Origin of the sequence: Brachybacterium sp. p3-SID957 (assembly GCF_025144775.1) — a bacterium.
GTDB classification, from domain to species: Bacteria; Actinomycetota; Actinomycetes; order Actinomycetales; family Dermabacteraceae; genus Brachybacterium; species Brachybacterium epidermidis.
The window spans coordinates 1-16,358 of record NZ_JALXKT010000002.1 but is presented as its reverse complement, the minus strand read 5'-3'; the positions used below and the strand labels follow the sequence as shown (position 1 = coordinate 16,358).

Annotated in this window: 12 protein-coding genes; 9 read left to right on the top strand and 3 right to left on the bottom strand. The window is 71.4% G+C overall.

Translation table 11 applies throughout. The features are described 5' to 3' along the window. The first annotated feature begins 10 nt into the window (after positions 1-10). Together mnmA and M3B01_RS00455 are read left to right on the top strand one after the other, a co-directional pair. Positions 11-1,105, top strand: coding sequence for a tRNA 2-thiouridine(34) synthase MnmA (mnmA, locus tag M3B01_RS00460; protein WP_259788881.1), 1,095 nt, complete (start codon positions 11-13; stop codon positions 1,103-1,105). After that, positions 1,102-2,223 carry a hypothetical protein gene (locus M3B01_RS00455; RefSeq protein WP_259788880.1) on the top strand — a complete coding sequence of 374 codons (1,122 nt, stop codon included), beginning with the start codon at positions 1,102-1,104 and terminating at the stop codon, positions 2,221-2,223. Before mnmA ends, M3B01_RS00455 begins: the two co-directional genes overlap by 4 nt. A 91-nt stretch (positions 2,224-2,314) precedes the next feature. Here M3B01_RS00455 and M3B01_RS00450 read toward each other — a convergent pair whose 3' ends face one another. Then, on the bottom strand, positions 2,315-3,466 hold the full coding sequence (locus tag M3B01_RS00450; protein ID WP_259788879.1) for a YeiH family protein: 1,152 nt from the start codon (positions 3,464-3,466) through the stop codon (positions 2,315-2,317). Between the two features lie 70 nt (positions 3,467-3,536). Here M3B01_RS00450 and M3B01_RS00445 point away from each other — a divergent pair, with 70 nt between their 5' ends. Together M3B01_RS00445 and ligA are read left to right on the top strand one after the other, a co-directional pair. Next, the gene (locus M3B01_RS00445; protein ID WP_259788878.1) at positions 3,537-4,481 is read left to right on the top strand and encodes a LysR family transcriptional regulator; all 945 of its coding nucleotides are present in this window, start codon (positions 3,537-3,539) and stop codon (positions 4,479-4,481) included. 25 nt (positions 4,482-4,506) lie between these two features. Continuing rightward, positions 4,507-6,954: an NAD-dependent DNA ligase LigA gene (gene ligA, locus M3B01_RS00440; RefSeq protein WP_259788877.1), complete on the top strand. Its 2,448-nt coding sequence runs from the start codon at positions 4,507-4,509 to the stop codon at positions 6,952-6,954. Between the two features lie 28 nt (positions 6,955-6,982). Here ligA and M3B01_RS00435 read toward each other — a convergent pair whose 3' ends face one another. After that, positions 6,983-9,337: an ATP-dependent DNA helicase RecQ gene (locus M3B01_RS00435; RefSeq protein ID WP_259788875.1), complete on the bottom strand. Its 2,355-nt coding sequence runs from the start codon at positions 9,335-9,337 to the stop codon at positions 6,983-6,985. Between the two features lie 175 nt (positions 9,338-9,512). Next, positions 9,513-9,743, bottom strand: a complete 231-nt coding sequence (locus M3B01_RS00430) for a hypothetical protein (protein WP_259788873.1) — start codon at positions 9,741-9,743, stop codon at positions 9,513-9,515. A 265-nt stretch (positions 9,744-10,008) separates the two neighbouring features. Between M3B01_RS00430 and M3B01_RS00425 the strand changes: the two genes are divergently transcribed. The 5 genes from M3B01_RS00425 (at position 10,009) to M3B01_RS00405 (ending at position 16,222) form a co-directional block, all read left to right on the top strand. Next, positions 10,009-10,686 carry a GNAT family N-acetyltransferase gene (locus tag M3B01_RS00425; protein WP_259788872.1) on the top strand — a complete coding sequence of 226 codons (678 nt, stop codon included), beginning with the start codon at positions 10,009-10,011 and terminating at the stop codon, positions 10,684-10,686. A 9-nt stretch (positions 10,687-10,695) separates the two neighbouring features. Further along, a complete protein-coding gene (gatC, locus tag M3B01_RS00420) occupies positions 10,696-10,992 on the top strand; it encodes an Asp-tRNA(Asn)/Glu-tRNA(Gln) amidotransferase subunit GatC (RefSeq protein WP_017823933.1) in 297 nt (98 codons plus the stop codon). A gap of 17 nt (positions 10,993-11,009) precedes the next feature. Next, the gene (gatA, locus tag M3B01_RS00415; protein ID WP_259788871.1) at positions 11,010-12,518 is read left to right on the top strand and encodes an Asp-tRNA(Asn)/Glu-tRNA(Gln) amidotransferase subunit GatA; all 1,509 of its coding nucleotides are present in this window, start codon (positions 11,010-11,012) and stop codon (positions 12,516-12,518) included. Beyond that, positions 12,518-14,023, top strand: a complete 1,506-nt coding sequence (gene gatB, locus M3B01_RS00410) for an Asp-tRNA(Asn)/Glu-tRNA(Gln) amidotransferase subunit GatB (protein ID WP_259788869.1) — start codon at positions 12,518-12,520, stop codon at positions 14,021-14,023. Before gatA ends, gatB begins: the two co-directional genes overlap by 1 nt. Before the next feature lie 423 nt (positions 14,024-14,446). Further along, on the top strand, positions 14,447-16,222 hold the full coding sequence (locus tag M3B01_RS00405; protein ID WP_259788867.1) for a sodium:alanine symporter family protein: 1,776 nt from the start codon (positions 14,447-14,449) through the stop codon (positions 16,220-16,222). Positions 16,223-16,358: the final 136 nt, after the last annotated feature.

The window sequence follows — 16,358 nt, the reverse complement described above, 5'->3', positions numbered from 1 at the left end:
AGACGAGCACGTGAAGGTACTGGCGGCGATGAGTGGCGGCGTCGATTCCGCCGTGGCCGCCGCCCGCGCCGCCGAGGCCGGTCACGAGGTGGTGGGGGTGCACATGGCACTGTCGAAGAACCGCGATCAGCGGCGCACCGGATCCCGTGGCTGCTGCACCGTGGAGGACGCCTCCGATGCTCGCCGCGCAGCGGACCGGATCGGCATCCCGTACTACGTGTGGGACCTCTCCGACGACTTCCACGACCTGGTGGTCGAGGACTTCCTCACCGAGTACGCGGCCGGCCGGACCCCGAATCCCTGCGTGCGCTGCAACGAGCGGATCAAGTTCGCCTCCCTGCTGGAGCGCGCCACCCTGCTGGGCTTCGACGCCGTGTGCACCGGCCACTACGCCAGTATCCGATCCGAGGGGCCGGGCGGGGCCCCCTCCCTGCACCGCTCCCGCAACGATGCGAAGGACCAGAGCTACGTCCTGGCGGTGATGGGACCGGAGGCAGTGGGGCGCTCCCTGTTCCCCCTCGGCGACTTCGAGGACAAGCAGGCTGTGCGCGCGGAGGCCCGGGCCCGTGGCCTGGGAGTCTCCACCAAACCTGACAGCTACGACATCTGCTTCATCGCCGACGGCGACACCCGCGGCTTCCTCGAGCGCAGCCTGGGGGAGGCCCCCGGGGAGGTCGTGGACCCCGACGGCACCGTGCTCGCCACCCACACCGGCACCCACGGCTACACCATCGGGCAGCGCAAGGGCCTGGGCATCCAGCACCCCGCGCCCAACGGTCGCCCCCGGTACGTGGTGGACATCGACCCTGCCCGGCGACAGGTGGTCGTGGGCGCCTCCGAACTGCTCTCCACCAGGGAGCTGCACGCCACCGACGTGATCTCCTTCGAGGAGCTCACCGAAGGTCGTCCGGTGCATGCCCAGATCCGGGCCCACGGCGAGGCCGTGCCCGCAGTGATCCAGCAGGTGCCCGCTCCCGATGCACCTGGCTCGCTGCTGCAGGTGCGCCTGGACACCCCGGTGCGGGGAGTGGCACCCGGCCAGACCCTGGTCCTGTACGACGGCGACCGGGTGCTCGCCGCCGCCACCCTGGAGCGACGCGCATGAGCCCCCTGGTCACGATCACCGGTGACGGCACCTTCCGGCTCGGCACCGGGGCGATCGGCAACGATGTGGCCGAGGACCCGTTCCTGCTGGCCCTGATGCGGCTGCGGTCCCTGCTGGGCGACCCGCCCGAGGAGCAGATCGCCACCCGCCTGTACCTCCCCTCGGCCCTCGGCCTGGACGACACCGACCACCTGCTCCCCGCCACCTTGGCCCTGCTGGCCGGCACCAGCGGGGATCTGGCCAGCTACGGCTGGCGCCTGGGCCCCGGCATCGGGCGGGCATGGCAGCGGGCGCAGGACGTGCGCGACCGCACCCTCGATGCCGCCCGCATCGCACTGCTGGGCTATGAGGGCCCCCTGGCTGTCACTGCCATGGGCCCGGTGACCCTCGCGGCCGCGACCTTCCTGCCGTCGGGGGAGCGCACCCTTGCGGACCGCGGTGCGGTGCGGGACCTGCCGATGCTGCTGGCTGAAGGGCTAGGCGAGCACCTGGCACTGCTGCGCGAGCGGGTGCCCGGTGCCCGGCCTCACCTGCTGCTGCGCGAGGACGCGGTCAACGCCGTGGTCGAGGGTCGAATCCCCACCCCGTCCGGGAGGCGCACCTACCCCGCGTTCCCCGCACCGGAGGCCGGCACCCTGTGGCAGTGCCTCATGGCCGGGCTGCGCACGGTCAGCGTGCTCGATCCGGAGTCGATCACCCTGGGGATCGGCACCGACGTGACGGTGCTGCGCACTGCCCGGGAGATCGGGGTGCGGCGCCTGGCGGTCTCGCCGGCGCGCCTGCCGTCGCTGGAGACCCCTGCCGGACGCGTGCTGTGGGAGGAGCTGGCCGCCGCCCATGACAGTGGCTGCCACCTGGAGCTGGCGGTGGACCCTCGGCCCGGCGGAGGTATGACCGCGGTCCTGGACGGGGTTCTGGAGTCCTGGCAGAAGCTGGGATACGCGGTCAGGGATGCGGCCGGATTCACCCTGATCGCCCATACCGGCGCCTCGCATGCGGTGCGCAGCGGGAAGCCCGACCCGTCCCAGCAGCCCGCCGCGTCGACACTGCTGGACGAGGCCACCATCGAGGCCCTGCTGCGCGCCGCTCCCGCGTGGGCCGAGCGCGTCGAGCGCTGACGCCCACCCACGACCAGCCCTCCCGCTACCGGTCCGCCACCCGGGGGCAGCGACTGCCCCTCGCCGTACGCGTGCCCCGGGTACGCGGGGATCAGCCGGCCAGCATCGACCCGGCCAGGCCCACGGCGGTCACCACGATCAGCAGCAGCGAGGCCAGGACCACCGGCCGCGCGCCCACGGTGCGCAGCAGCGCCACGCGCACGCCGGTGCCCAGGGCGAACATGGCGGCCGCCAGCAGCACTGCCTGCACCAGCTGCGCCACGTCCAGGCCGGTGGCCGGAACCAGGCCCGTGGAGCGGATCGCCACGGCGACCAGGAACCCGGCCACGAAGCCCGGCACCAGTGGCACCCTCGCGCCGCGCCCGCGCGCCTGCGCATCTGCCCCCTGCCCCGCGTGAGCGGCGGTGCGACGCAGGGCGATGGAGAGCAGTGCCACCACAGGGGCGAGCATCAGTACGCGGCCGAGCTTGACCACCACAGCCGCGCTGAGCGCAGGGTCCCCGATCAGACTGCCCGCCGCGACGACCTGCGCCACCTCCAGCACGGACAGCCCGGTCCAGATCCCTGAAGTCGACGCGGGGAGCTCCAGGAGCCGGGCGAGCAGCGGCAGCAGGGGGATCATCAGCGTGCCGAACACGACCACCAGGGCCACCGCTGTCGCGGTGCGGGTCTCCCTCTGCGCTGTCCGCTCGGGATCCTGCGGACGGTCCGCGGAGGAGAGCACCCCGCTGACACCTGCTACCGCCGCGGCACCGCAGATCGAGAAGCCGCAGGCGATCAGCACGGTCAGATCCGAGGGCAGCCGCAGCATCCGCCCCAGCAGCAGCCCGCTGCCGATACCGATCCCCACCACGGCCACGATCGCGGCGATGACCACCGGTCCCAGTGCCAGGACGTCCCCGAGGGCGAGCTGGAGCCCCAGCAGCACGATGCCGGCGCGCAGCACGGTGCGTGCGGTGAACTGCAGGCCCGGATTCAGCGCGGGGTGCACCCGGCCCGAGTTCGCGAGGACCGCACCGAGCAGGATCGCCACCAGCGCCGGGGACGCCTCCGGGATCATCCGGCCCAGGGCCACGGTGACCACGCCGATCACAAGGCTCAGCAGCAGGCCGGGCAGCAGGTCGGTCAGCCAGCGCGGCAGTGCGCTCGGTCGCCGGCCGGGAGCCACGCCCCGGTGATGGGGAGTCCCGTCCTTCTCGGGAGTCACAGGGTGGGTGGGGGCAGTGGTGATGCTTCGGGACACCCGCACAGCCTCCGCCGAACCCGCCCGTCGCAGAACCCCTGAATCCGCTGGGCCCCATATCATCAGGGATATGACAGGCTCTGCAGTTCCCTCCGGACGCTCGAGCAGCGGGGGCACGCCTCGTTCGGGCCGCACCCCTGCCCGGCCCGACATCGCCTCTCTCGAACTGCTGGTGACGATCGCCGAGCGAGGCAGCCTCTCCGCCGCCGCTGCCGCCCTGGACATCGCCCAGCCCAACGCCTCCCGTCAGCTCTCGCGCCTCGAACGCCGCCTGGGCGTGCGCCTGTTCGACCGCGGCGCCCGCGGCACCGACCCGACGGCGGCGGGACAGGTCGCCGTCGAGCATGCACGGCGGGTGCTCGATGCGGCCGATGGTCTGGTCGAGCAGGTGCGGGGCGCGGCCGGCAGCGGTCGGGTGCGGATCGTCGCCTCCCAGACCATCGCCGAGCACCTGATGCCCAGCTTCCTCGCCGCACTGGCGGCCGACCTGCCCGGTGTACCCGCCACCTTCGAGGTGGAGAACACCGCCGGGGTGCTCTCGGCCGTGCGGCGCGGCCGAGCAGACCTCGGATTCGTGGAAGGGGCCGATGACCCCAGTGGGCTGCACAGCCGTGTGATCGGCCACGACCGCCTGATCGCGGTGGTTGCTCCTACCCACCCATGGGCCCACAGGGAGGGTATCGAGGCCGAGGAGCTGGCCGCCACCGCACTGATCGTGCGGGAGGAGGGCTCCGGCACCCGCGATGTGCTGGCCAGAGCACTGGCACCGCGAGCCATCGCCCCACCGGCCCTGGTGCTGCACTCCAACGCCGCGGTGCGCACCGCCGTGGCCGGGGGAGCGGGCTGCGCTCTGCTGAGCGAGCTGGTGGTCACCGCCGACATCCGCGAGGGCCGGCTGGTGCACGTCCCCGTACGAGGGGTGGACCTGCGTCGCTCCCTGCGGGTGGTGTGGGACGGGCCCTGGCCCGCGCGGCTCGACGGCGCACTCCAGGCCCTCGTCGACCAGCAGCGCTGACACCTCCGGCCCGTCATGGGCGAGAATGTGCCCCGTGAGCGGAACCCAGAAGGACCAGACAGAGAACCCTGCCGAGCACAGCGACGCCCGTCCGGTGCAGGAGCGCATCGCCGAGCTCACCGCCCGGATCGAGCAGGCGCGCGTGGAGTACTTCGAGAACGACGCGCCCACCCTGTCGGACGCCGAGTACGACCGGCTCGAACGCGAGCTCCGGAAGCTCGAGCAGGCCAACCCTCAGCTCGCCGCGGCTGATTCCCCCACCCAGAGCGTGGGCGGCGCGGTCGCCGCGGGCTTCGCGGCGGTGAAGCACATCGAACGCATGATGAGCCTGGACAACGCCTTCGACCTCGAGGAGATCGACGCCTGGGCGCACCGCGCCGCGGAGGGGCTCGGCGCCGGTGCCGCGGACGTGCGTTACCTGACCGAGCTGAAGATCGACGGCCTGGCCATCTCCCTGGTCTACGAGAACGGCGAACTGGTGCGCGGCGTGACCCGCGGCGACGGGCGCGAGGGCGAGGACGTCACCGCCAACGTGCGCACCATCGACACCGTCCCTGACCGGCTGGACGTCGAGGACCCGCCCGCCCTGCTGGAGGTGCGCGGCGAGGTGTTCTACCCGACCGCCGAGTTCGAGAAGCTCAACGAGCAGCGTCGCGAGGCCGGGCTCGCCGAGTTCGCCAATCCCCGCAACACCGCCGCCGGCTCCCTGCGGCAGAAGGACACCGCGGTCACCGCTTCCAGGGCGCTCGCCGTCTATGTGCACGGCATCGGCGCCCACGAGGGCGTCACCCTGAGCTCGCAGTCCGAGGTGTACGAGCTGCTGGCCTCCTGGGGCCTGCCCACCTCGCCCCATACCCGCGTGCTGGCGACACTGGAGGAGGTGCGCGAGTTCATCGCCGAGACCGGCGAGCACCGCCATGACGTGGAGCACGAGATCGACGGCGTGGTCATCAAGATCGACTCCTTCGCCCAGCAGCGCGCGCTGGGCTCCACCTCCCGCGCTCCACGATGGGCGATCGCCTTCAAGTACCCGCCCGAGGAGGTCACCACCAAGCTCCTGGATATCCAGGTCAACGTGGGCCGCACGGGCCGGGTCACCCCCTACGGCGTGATGGAGCCGGTGAAGGTGGCCGGCTCCACCGTGGAGATGGCCACCCTGCACAACCAGTACGACGTGGAGCGCAAGGGCGTGCTGATCGGCGATACCATCGTGCTGCGCAAGGCCGGGGACGTGATCCCGGAGATCATCGGCGCGGTCGAGGCACTGCGCGACGGCACCGAACGCCCCTTCGTGATGCCCACGGACTGCCCCTCCTGCGGCACCCCCATCAAGCCGGAGAAGGAGGGCGACAAGGACTGGCGCTGCCCCAACGCCAAGGACTGCCCCGCCCAAGTCACCGGACGCATCGAGCATGCCGCCTCCCGCGGAGCCTTCGACATCGAGTCCCTGGGCGAGGAGTCCGCGATCGCCCTGACCGACCCGGACAAGCGCCGTGAGCAGGCCCTCGCTGCCCTGCGGGCGGGCCACGCGGTCCACGTGCCGATCCGCACCGCCGAGGCCCTGGACTCGGAGCCCTTCGCGGTGATCCGCAACGGAGAGGTCACCGATGGCACCGACGGGGTGCCGCTGCTGCGCATCACCCGCGAGGACGATCCGGCCCTGCCCGCCCCCCAGCAGCCCGTGGTGCGCATCGGCGAGAACCTCTTCGACCTCACCGCCGAGGACCTCCACGAGGTGGTGGTGTGGCAGCCGGAGCGACGCGACGGGGAGCCTACCGGGGACTGGCGCATCGCCCCGGCCTTCTGGTCCCGCCCCACCTGGCGGTACTACAAGCGCGATGCCGAGTGGCGCCAGGTGGGCCAGGAGCGTCCTGCCGCGAACACCCTGAAGCTGATAGAAGAGCTGGAGAAGGCGAAGGCCCAGCCACTGTGGCGGGTGCTGGTGGCGCTGTCGATCCGCCACGTGGGGCCGACGGCCGCCCGTTCCCTGGCCACCGCCTACGGCTCGATGCAGGCGATCCGCGAGGCGAGCCTGGAGGACCTCTCCGGCACCGACGGCGTGGGCCCGGTGATCGCCGAGTCCGTGCGGGACTGGTTCGCGGTGGACTGGCACGAGGCCCTGGTGAAGGCATGGGAGGCAAGCGGCGTGCGCATGGCCGACGACGTCGAGGAGGGTTTCGTGAAGACCTTGGAGGGGCTCACGGTGGTGGTCACCGGTGGCTTGGAGGGCTTCACGCGCGACGGTGCCAAAGAGGCGATCATCTCGCGCGGCGGGAAGGCCTCCGGCTCGGTCTCCAAGAAGACCGACTACGTGGTGGTCGGGGAGAACGCCGGCTCCAAGGCCACCAAGGCCGAGGAGCTGGGCCTGCGGATCCTCGACGAGGCCGGGTTCGTGGCCCTGCTGGCGGACGGTCCTGCCGGCGTCGGCGACACGGTGACGGAGGAGGAGGCTTCTTCCACGGACGAGGACTGAGGAGTGCCGGCGAGGGCCAACGGCGGATTCAGGCCTGTTGGGCGAGAGCCAGGGGCAGGACCGGGCCGGAACCAGCGCGACGCAGCAGACGCCCGGCGATGGTCATGGTCCAGCGAGTGTCGATCGCGTCGTCCACCAGCAGGATCGGGGCACCGTCAAGCTCGCTGATCGCCTGGGCCAGGGCCGGCGGCACCGCGAAGCGGTCCCATAGTGCGGCCACTCGGAACGCACTGTTGCGTGCCCCGTGGAGGGGCTGCGCGGTGGGGGACAGTCCCAGGTCCCCCAGATCCTGCAGGCGGCCCACCCGGGAGATGCCGTCGGCCAAGGAACGCACCAGGCGGGGCCGGGAGAGTGAGGGGACGGCGAGCACGGCGGCCGGCCGTTGCTCCCAGTCCCAGTCGGTGAGCACCTCCACCACCCTCTGGGCGATGCGCGGGGTGACCTCCGCATCGATCGCGTGGCCCTGCTCGTCCACCGTCAGCAGCTCCCGCAGGGGCACCGCCCATCCCAGGTCCGACATCCGGGCCAGCACGCGGCCCTCCTCCACCCGTTCTGCGGGCGGGATGTTCCCCCGCGGGGCCGTCCCGGACTCGGTGCGAACATCCAGGCGGTCCAGGCCCTGTGGCCACTGCTTGCGCGGATCGACGGGGACGCCCACGCGATCCAGCAGGCGGGAGACGGCCTGACGTGAGTCGTCGGCGGGGGACTGCCCGGCGCCGGGCGCCTGCTCGGCGGAACCGGATCGGGCGTCGGCAGCGGTCACGCCGCTGCTGCCGGGCGCCGGGTACCAGGGCCCGGCGCACACGTCGCAGCGGCCGCAGGGCTGTGCGGTCGCATCGTCCAGCTGATGGGCCAGGAACACCATCCGGCACTGCTGCGGCTCACCGGGCTGGAGGCGCTCGTAGTCGAGCATCGCCTGCTGCTCGGCACGGCGGGCGCGGGCCACGTTCTCGTAGCGGGGCGCGTCGTAGGTCCACGGCAGGCCGGTGGTCACCCATCCGCCCTTGACGTTCTGGACCGCGCCTTCCACGGCGAGAACCTTCAGCAGCAGCTCCAGCGGGCTGCGCTTGATGTCCACGCGGGCCTCCAGCGCCGGCGTGGACAGCGGTGTACCGGCGCGCGCCAGCTCGGCGAGGACGGCGTCGGCGGATTCCTGGGAGGGCATCGAGGCGGTGGCGAAGTACTCCCAGATCGCGCGGTCCTCCCGGCCCGGCAGCAGCAGCACGTCAGCAGAGTCGGTGGCGCGACCGGCGCGGCCCACCTGCTGGTAGTACGCCACAGGGGAGCTGGGGGCGCCCAGGTGCACCACGAACCCCAGGTCCGGCTTGTCGAACCCCATGCCCAGGGCACTGGTGGCTGCGAGCGCCTTGACCTGGTTGTCCTTCAGCGCCTGCTCGAGCGCGGCCCTCTCCTCCGCGTCGGTGCGGCCGGTGTAGGCCCGCACCCGGCGGCCCGGCCGGTCCAGCAGGTCGGCCAGATCTTCCGCGGCCGAGACGGTGAGGGTGTAGATGATGCCTGACCCCGGCAGCTGATCGAGGTGCTCCACCAGGTACTCCAGGCGTGCCCGATCATCGGGCAGGGTCAGGCAGCCCAGACGCAGGGACTCCCGCGTGAGAGGCCCGCGCAGGGTCAGCACCGCCGAGTCCGGAGCAGGCGAGCCCTGGGGACCGTTGCTCTGGGCGGGATCACCCTCGAGGGTGGCATCGGTGGTCGCGGTGACACCGAGCTGCTCCTCCACATCCGCCACCACCCGCGAGTTCGCGGTCGCAGTGGTGGCCAGCACGGGCACGGCCGGGTCCAGTTCGGCCACCAGATCACGCAGCCGCCGGTAGTCCGGACGGAAGTCATGGCCCCAGTCGGAGATGCAGTGCGCCTCGTCGATCACCAGCAGGCCGCACCGCTCCACCAGACGCGGCAGCTGCTCCTCACGGAACCGCGGGTTCACCAGGCGTTCCGGGGAGACCAGCAGCACGTCGAGGGAATCTGCTGCGAGGCCCTGTTCGATGTCCCCCCACTCGGTGGGGTTCGCGGAGCTGATCGCCGCAGCCCGTACCCCGGCCCGCTGCGCCGCCGCCACCTGGTCACGCATCAGGGCGATCAGCGGGGAGATGATGAGCGCCGGGCCCATGCCGCGACGGCGCTGCAGCAGCGCCGCCAGGAAGTACACGGCCGACTTCCCCCAACCGGTGCGCTGCACCACCAGCACCCGTCGCCGCTGCTCCACCAGCGCCTGGATCGCCTCGAACTGGCCGTCGTGGAACTGCGCATCCTCACGACCCGTGAGCGCGCGGAGGGCCTCGAGCGCCTCCTCGTGCAGGGCTGATTCCGGCGCGCCTGGATCGGCAGGCGGATTGGGGCCGGACGGGTCTGAGGTCTGTGACATGGACCCAGTGTGACAAGGGGGCCTGACAGACGGTTCGGTCCATGCCTGCCTGTGGACGATCGATCGCTGGGGAGGATCGTCCAAGGGCGCGCCCGGGGAGTCAGCTGGATGCACGATGACGCCGACACCCCCGGCGGGGAGTGTCGGCGTCACCGGTCGATCGCGGGTGTGCGGATCAGGCCTGGTCGGGGCCCCCGGCAGCCTTCTTCTCCTGGTCCTCGCGAGCCAGGCGCTTCAACCGCTCCGAGGTGGTCTCCGAGTCCCGCAGCGGATCCTCCTTGGTGGCCAGGGCGCGGCGCATCTTCGCCTCGTACTCCTGGGCCTCGCGGATCCGGGGATCGTCGGAGAGCTCCTCCTTGTCCTCGGGATCGTGGGAGGAGTAGTCGATGTTCGGGTCGACGGACATGGCGGCGATCCTCTTCTCTGGCGGTGTCTCGCAGGGCGTCGCGCACAGCCTACCGGGGGCAGAACTGCCTACTCTCATCCAGATGTCCCCCCGACGCCCCAGACGATCTGCCCCCCGTCACCGTGACCCAGCAAAGACCGATCCACTCTCGCGTGGATATCTGCTGGAGACACTCATCGGTGGGTGGCGGCCACTCGCGCGCCTGGACATCGACGGGTTCGCCCTGCTGCGCTCACGGGGCATCACCCGGCGTGCCAACAGTGCGGTGCCCATCGATCCGCGCGCCCACACCGACGCCCTGGAGGACGCGGTCACACGCCTCGAAGGAATGTGGGAAGCAGTGCAGGAACCCCCGACGTTCCGGGTGTTCGAGGGGCACGAACCCACCGCCCTCGACGATCTGCTGGCCACCCGCGGCTATGGCACCGCAGGCGCCAGTCATGTGCTCGAACTGGCCCTGGCCCCCGCACCACGTGCAGGAGCCGGCCAGGCACCCCCGCACGAAACCGTCGTCGGCGCGCTGGACGAGACCTGGTTCGACGCCGCCTGGCACCTGGCGCCGCGCGACGGCGATCACGCCCGCAGCACCCTGCACGACATCCTCGCCGGCACCCCCGCCGTTCAGGTGATGGTGCCCGCCCCGGCAGCAGCGAAGGAGCAGGAGCCCATCGGGGTGGGCCGCGCCGCGCTGGTCGAGGCGGGCCGCGAGCGGATCGCCGTGCTGAACATGATCGCCGTGCACCCCGAGCACCGCAGACAGGGCATCGCCAAGGCGCTCTCACGCACCCTGCTCGATTCCGCTGCCCAGCAGGGTGCCACGCGCGCCCTGCTGGAGGTGGAGATCACCAACCCCGCCGCCCACGCCCTGTACACCGGCCTGGGATTCCAGCGGATCACCGGGTACCACTACCGGGTGCGAGCCGCTCCCGGCGAGGCGACCTAGACTGTTCCCATGCCTTCTATCGGACGAGACGACGTCGCACGCCTCGCCGACCTCGCACGGATCCAGCTCACCGATGAGGAGATCGACCGCCTTCCCGGCGAGTTCGACGCCATCATGGACGCTGTCGCCTCCGTCTCCGAGGTCGCCACGGCCGACGTCCCCGCAACCTCCCATCCCATCCCCATGACGAACGTGTTCCGCAAGGATGTCGTCACCGGCACCCTCACCCAGGAGCAGGCGCTCGCCGGTGCTCCCGAGGCCGAGGACGGACGCTTCGCCGTCCCGCAGATCCTGGGCGAGGAGTGAGGAGCGTGAGCACACCCATGAACACTGACATCATCCGCCGCAGCGCCGCCGCCCAGGCCGCTGCGCTGAAGGCCGGGGAGGTCTCCTCCGAGGAGCTCACCCGCGCCCACCTGGACCGCATCGCCGCCGTGGACGGCGACCTGAACGCCTTCCTGCACCTGAACCAGGACGACGCCCTGGCCACCGCCCGTGACATCGACTCCCGCCGCGCCGCCGGTGAGGAACTGCACGAGCTGGCCGGCGTGCCGATCGCCGTCAAGGACATCGTGGTCACCGAGGGCATGCCCACCACCGCGGGCTCCAAGATCCTCGAGGGCTGGGTGCCGCCGTACGACGCCACCCTGGTGGAGCGCCTGCGCGCCGCGGGCCTGCCGATCCTCGGCAAGACCAACATGGACGAGTTCGCGATGGGCTCCTCCACCGAGACCAGCGCCTACGGCCCCACCCGCAACCCCTGGGACCGCGACCGCATCCCCGGCGGCTCCGGCGGCGGCAGCTCCGCCGCGGTCGCCGCATACGAGGCGCCGCTGGCGATCGGCACCGACACCGGTGGCTCCATCCGCCAGCCCGGTGCCGTCACCGGCACCGTGGGCGTCAAGCCCACCTACGGCTCCGTCTCCCGCTACGGCCTGATCGCCATGGCCAGTTCCCTGGACCAGGCCGGCCCCGTGACCCGCACCGTCGAGGACTCCGCCCTGCTGCACGAGCTGATCGCCGGGCACGACCCGCGCGACTCCACCTCACTGCCGGACCCCGTCGGCCCCTACGTCGAGGCCGCCCGCCGGCGGGATGTGAAGGGACTGCGCATCGGCGTGATCGAGGAGCTCGAGGGCGAGGGCTTCGCTGCCGAGGTGCGGGCCCGATTCCAGGAGTCCCTGGAGCAGCTGGAGCAGGCCGGCGCCGAGATCGTGCGGGTCTCCTGCCCCAACTTCCGCTACGCGCTCGGCGCGTACTACCTGATCATGCCGTCTGAGGCATCCTCGAACCTCGCCAAGTTCGACGGAATGCGCTTCGGGCTGCGGGTCGTCCCTGAGGGCGGCGCCACCGCCGAGCAGGTCATGGCAGCCACCCGCGGTGCCGGCTTCGGCGCCGAGGTCAAGCGCCGCATCCTGCTGGGCACCTACGCGCTCTCGGCCGGCTACTACGACGCCTACTACGGCAGCGCCCAGAAGGTCCGCACCCTGGTGCAGCGCGACTTCTCCGCCGCCTTCGAGAAGGTCGACGTGCTGGCCTCGCCCACGGCACCCACGGTCGCCTTCCGCCTGGGCGAGAAGCTCGACGACCCGATGGCCATGTACCTCAACGACATCGCCACCATCCCCGCCAACCTCGCCGGCACCCCGGGCATCTCCGTGCCCAGCGGCCTGGCCGAGGACGGCCTGCCCGCGGGCATTCAGTTCCTGGCACCCGCGCGGGCCGACGAGCGCCTGTACCGCGTGGGCGGGGCCCTCGAGGCCCTGCTCGAGGACGCCTGGGGCGGCCCGCTGCTGGACAAGGCCCCCGAGCTCGCTGGAGGAGTGAACTGATGCGTACCGATCCCCTGGTGGACTACGACGAGGCGGTGGACCGCTACGACCCCGTGCTCGGCATCGAGGTGCACGTCGAGCTGGGCACCGACACCAAGATGTTCGATGGCGCCCCCAACGTGTTCGCCGCCGATCCCAACACCGCGATCACCCCGGTCTCCCTGGGCCTGCCCGGCACGCTGCCGGTGGTCAACGGGAAGGCCATCGAGTACGCGATCAAGATCGGTCTGGCCCTGAACTGCCAGATCGCCGAGCACTGCCGCTTCGCTCGCAAGCAGTACTTCTACCCGGACCTCACCAAGAACTTCCAGACCTCCCAGTACGACGAGCCGATCGCCTTCGACGGCTGGATCGACGTGGAGCTGGAGGACGGCGAGACGGTGCGGGTGGAGATCGAGCGCGCCCACATGGAAGAGGACGCCGGGAAGAACACCCACCTCGGCGGCGCCACCGGGCGCATCCAGGGCGCCACCCGCTCCCTGGTGGACTACAACCGCGCGGGCGTGCCGCTGGTGGAGATCGTCACCCGTCCCATCGAGGGCGTGGGCGAGCGCGCCCCCGAGGTCGCCGCCGCGTACGTGCGCACCCTGCGGGACATCTTCCGCACCCTGCAGGTCTCCGAGGCCCGCATGGAGCGCGGCAACGTGCGCGCCGACGTCAACGTCTCGCTGCGGCCTTCTCCCGAGTCGCCGCTGGGCACCCGCACCGAGACCAAGAACGTCAACTCCTTCCGCTCGATCGAGCGCTCCGTGCGCTTCGAGATCTCCCGCCAGGCGGGGATCCTCGACGCCGGCGGCACCGTGGTCCAGGAGACCCGCCACTTCCACGAGGACACCGGCGAGACCTCCTCCGGGCGGGTGAAGTCCGATGCGGAGGACTACCGCTACTTCCCCGAGCCGGACCTGGTCCCCGTGGCTCCCAGCCGCGCATGGGTCGAGGAGCTCCGCGCTGCCCTCCCTGAGCTGCCCGCTGCCCGCCGCCGCCGGCTGCTGGGGGAGTGGGGCTACTCCGATCTGGAGATGCGCGACGTCATCAACGCCGGTGCGCTGGACCTCATCGAGTCCACCGTGGCGGCCGGTGCCAGCCCCCAGGCCGCCCGCAAGTGGTGGATGGGCGAGCTGGCCCGCACCGCCAAGGAGCAGGAGACCGAGCTCGAGCAGCTGGCCGTCACCCCGGCCCAGATCGCCGAGCTGCAGGGCCTGGTGGACGGCAGGAAAATCAACGACAAGATCGCCAAGCAGGTCCTCGGCAAGGTGCTCGAGGGCAAGGGCGATCCGGCCGCGATCGTCGAGCAGGAGGGCCTGGCCGTGGTCTCGGACGACTCGGTCCTCACCGGCGCGGTGGACCAGGCCATCGCCGAGAACCCCGACGTGGTCGAGAAGATCAAGGGCGGCAAGGTGCAGGCCATCGGCGCCCTGATCGGCCCCATCATGAAGGCCACCCGCGGCCAGGCCGATGCCGGCCGCGTGCGGGAGATCATCATGGAGCGCCTCGGCGTGAGCTGATGTGACCAGGCGCGGGCCGGATCGGCCCTCGTGAACGGCCCGGTCCCCTCGGGGGCCGGGCCATTCGTGTGCCCTCGGTCACCCCCATTGTGAACGACCTGTGAAGAAGGGGTCACGACCACATCACAGCAGGGACGGGGCGAAACGACCGGGAACAGTATCTGACCTGGTAGGACGGGAGCGCGAGGGTCCCCGCACAGCGGTTGCCCAGCGGACACAGGGCCTCCCTACAGTGAAGGAGCCCAGAACGCAGCAGCCGTCGATCAGTGGGTCGGCGGTCGCTGCGGCGCGTCCTCGGCCCCGTGCCGACGGCCCGGGCCGAGCCCGAGCCGGGCCCGGCCGCAGCGGGTCGGGGAGCGATCCCGAACCCGGCGTGCAGACGAGACCAAGCGGCGGAGAACCCGCCAGAGGAGCAGCCTGCCCATGAACGGAATCGATGCCCTGATCGAGAGGATCTTCGGGCCTTTCGCCGAGGCGCTGAGCGCCATCGTGTTCTACGCGATACCGGTCGCCGGGGGCATCCCCATCATCGTGGTGTGGCTGATGGCCGCCGCGGTGTTCCTCACCGTGTGGCTGCGTTTCCAGCCCATCACCGGTCTGAAGCACTCCATCCAGGTGATCCGCGGCAAGTACACCGCCAAGACGGACCCCGGTGAGGTCTCCAGCTTCCAGGCCCTGGCCACCGAGCTCTCCGGAACCGTGGGCCTGGGCAACATCGCCGGCGTGGCCGTGGCCATCGTGGCCGGCGGCCCCGGCGCGGCCCTGTGGATCGCGATCTTCGGCATCTTCGGCATGAGCGTGAAGATGGCCGAGGCCACCCTGGGCGTCATGTTCCGCAAGGTGAACGCCGACGGCACCACCGAGGGCGGTCCCATGTACTTCCTGCGCGACGGCCTGGCCTCCATCGGGAAGCGCAAGCTGGGCGGGGTCCTCGCCACCATGTACGCGATCTTCGCACTGGTGGGCGTGTTCGGCGCCGGCAACCTCTTCCAGGCCAACCAGGTCGCCGCCATCATCTCCTCCGGCACCGGCAGCGAGTTCCTGCAGTCCAACCAGTGGCTGATCGGCCTGGTCATGGCAATCATGGTGGCCGTGGTGGTCCTGGGCGGCGTGAAGTCCATCGCCCGCTGGACCTCCGCCCTGACCCCCGCGATGGCCGTGGTCTATGTGCTGTGCGTGCTGCTGATCGTGGTCTCGAACGTCAGCGCCGTCCCGCAGGCCATCGGTTTGATCATCGCCGGCGCGTTCACGGCCGAGGGCGTCACCGGCGGCGTCATCGGCGTGGCCGTCATCGGCATCCAGCGTGCCCTGTTCTCCAACGCCGCCGGCGTGGGCTCGGCCGCCATGGCGCACAGCGCCTCCAAGACCAAGGAGCCCGCCACCGAGGGCTTCACCGCCATGTGGGAGCCGCTGATCGACTCCGTGGTGGTCTGCATGCTCACCGCGATCGCGATCGTGGTGACCGGCGTGTACACCACCGGTGGTGCGGACGGCGTGCAGCTGACCGCGCAGGCCTTCGGCACCGTGGCCCCGTGGTTCCCGATGCTGCTGCTGGTGGCGGTGGCCCTGTTCGGCTTCTCCACCGTGCTGGCCTACGCCTACTACGGTGAGCTGAACGCCATGTACCTGTTCGGCTCCAAGAAGTCCGTGCAGACCGTCTTCCGCGTGGTCTGGGTCGTTGCCGTCGTGGTCGGTGCCGCCATCTCCCTGGACTCGGTGATCGCGTTCTCCGATGCCATGTTCTTCCTGATGGCGATCCCCAACCTGCTGGGCATCTACTTCCTGTCCAAGGTGCTGCGCCTGGAGATCCTGCGCCACAAGTACCGTGTCACCACCGGCGCCCTGGGCGAGGTGGACGAGGACCTGCAGGTGGGTATGCGCGACCACGAGCCCACCGAGGAGCAGGTCGCCCAGGCCGAGCTCGCCGAGCGTGAGGAGCAGCAGCGCATCACCGAGGTGCGCCGCACCCTCTCCGACGATCCGGAGTTCCCGGTGCGCGCCGATCATCACGGCGAGGACCTGACCTCCCCGATGGGGGCGCCGGCCGAGCCGATCCCGGAGACCGGCCAGTTCCCGGTCGGCGCGGAGGAGGGCGGTTCGCATGTCGCCGGTGGCGCTGCCACGGCGACGGCCACGGCCGGGGACCGCATCCCCGGTGCACCCCAGGACATCGACGGCACCCCCTCGCGGGACGCCTGAGCCCAGAGTCCGGATCTTTGTGCAGGTCCGGCCCGTCCTGACCGCATAGGGTCGACCTACGAGCGGACGGGGGCGGGCCCCCCCCGGGGGCGGCCCCCGGGGGGCCGGGGGCCGGGGGGGGGGGGGGCCCCGCCGC

Excerpts from the sequence above, each read along its gene's own strand:
- M3B01_RS00455 (WP_259788880.1), top strand. The coding sequence starts at position 1,102 with ATGAGCCCCCTGGTCACGATCACCGGTGACGGCACCTTCCGGCTCGGC.
- M3B01_RS00445 (WP_259788878.1), top strand. The coding sequence starts at position 3,537 with ATGACAGGCTCTGCAGTTCCCTCCGGACGCTCGAGCAGCGGGGGCACG.
- ligA (WP_259788877.1), top strand. The coding sequence starts at position 4,507 with ATGTGCCCCGTGAGCGGAACCCAGAAGGACCAGACAGAGAACCCTGCC.
- M3B01_RS00435 (WP_259788875.1), bottom strand. The coding sequence starts at position 9,337 with ATGTCACAGACCTCAGACCCGTCCGGCCCCAATCCGCCTGCCGATCCA.
- M3B01_RS00430 (WP_259788873.1), bottom strand. The coding sequence starts at position 9,743 with ATGTCCGTCGACCCGAACATCGACTACTCCTCCCACGATCCCGAGGAC.
- gatC (WP_017823933.1), top strand. The coding sequence starts at position 10,696 with ATGCCTTCTATCGGACGAGACGACGTCGCACGCCTCGCCGACCTCGCA.
- gatA (WP_259788871.1), top strand. The coding sequence starts at position 11,010 with ATGAACACTGACATCATCCGCCGCAGCGCCGCCGCCCAGGCCGCTGCG.
- gatB (WP_259788869.1), top strand. The coding sequence starts at position 12,518 with ATGCGTACCGATCCCCTGGTGGACTACGACGAGGCGGTGGACCGCTAC.
- M3B01_RS00405 (WP_259788867.1), top strand. The coding sequence starts at position 14,447 with ATGAACGGAATCGATGCCCTGATCGAGAGGATCTTCGGGCCTTTCGCC.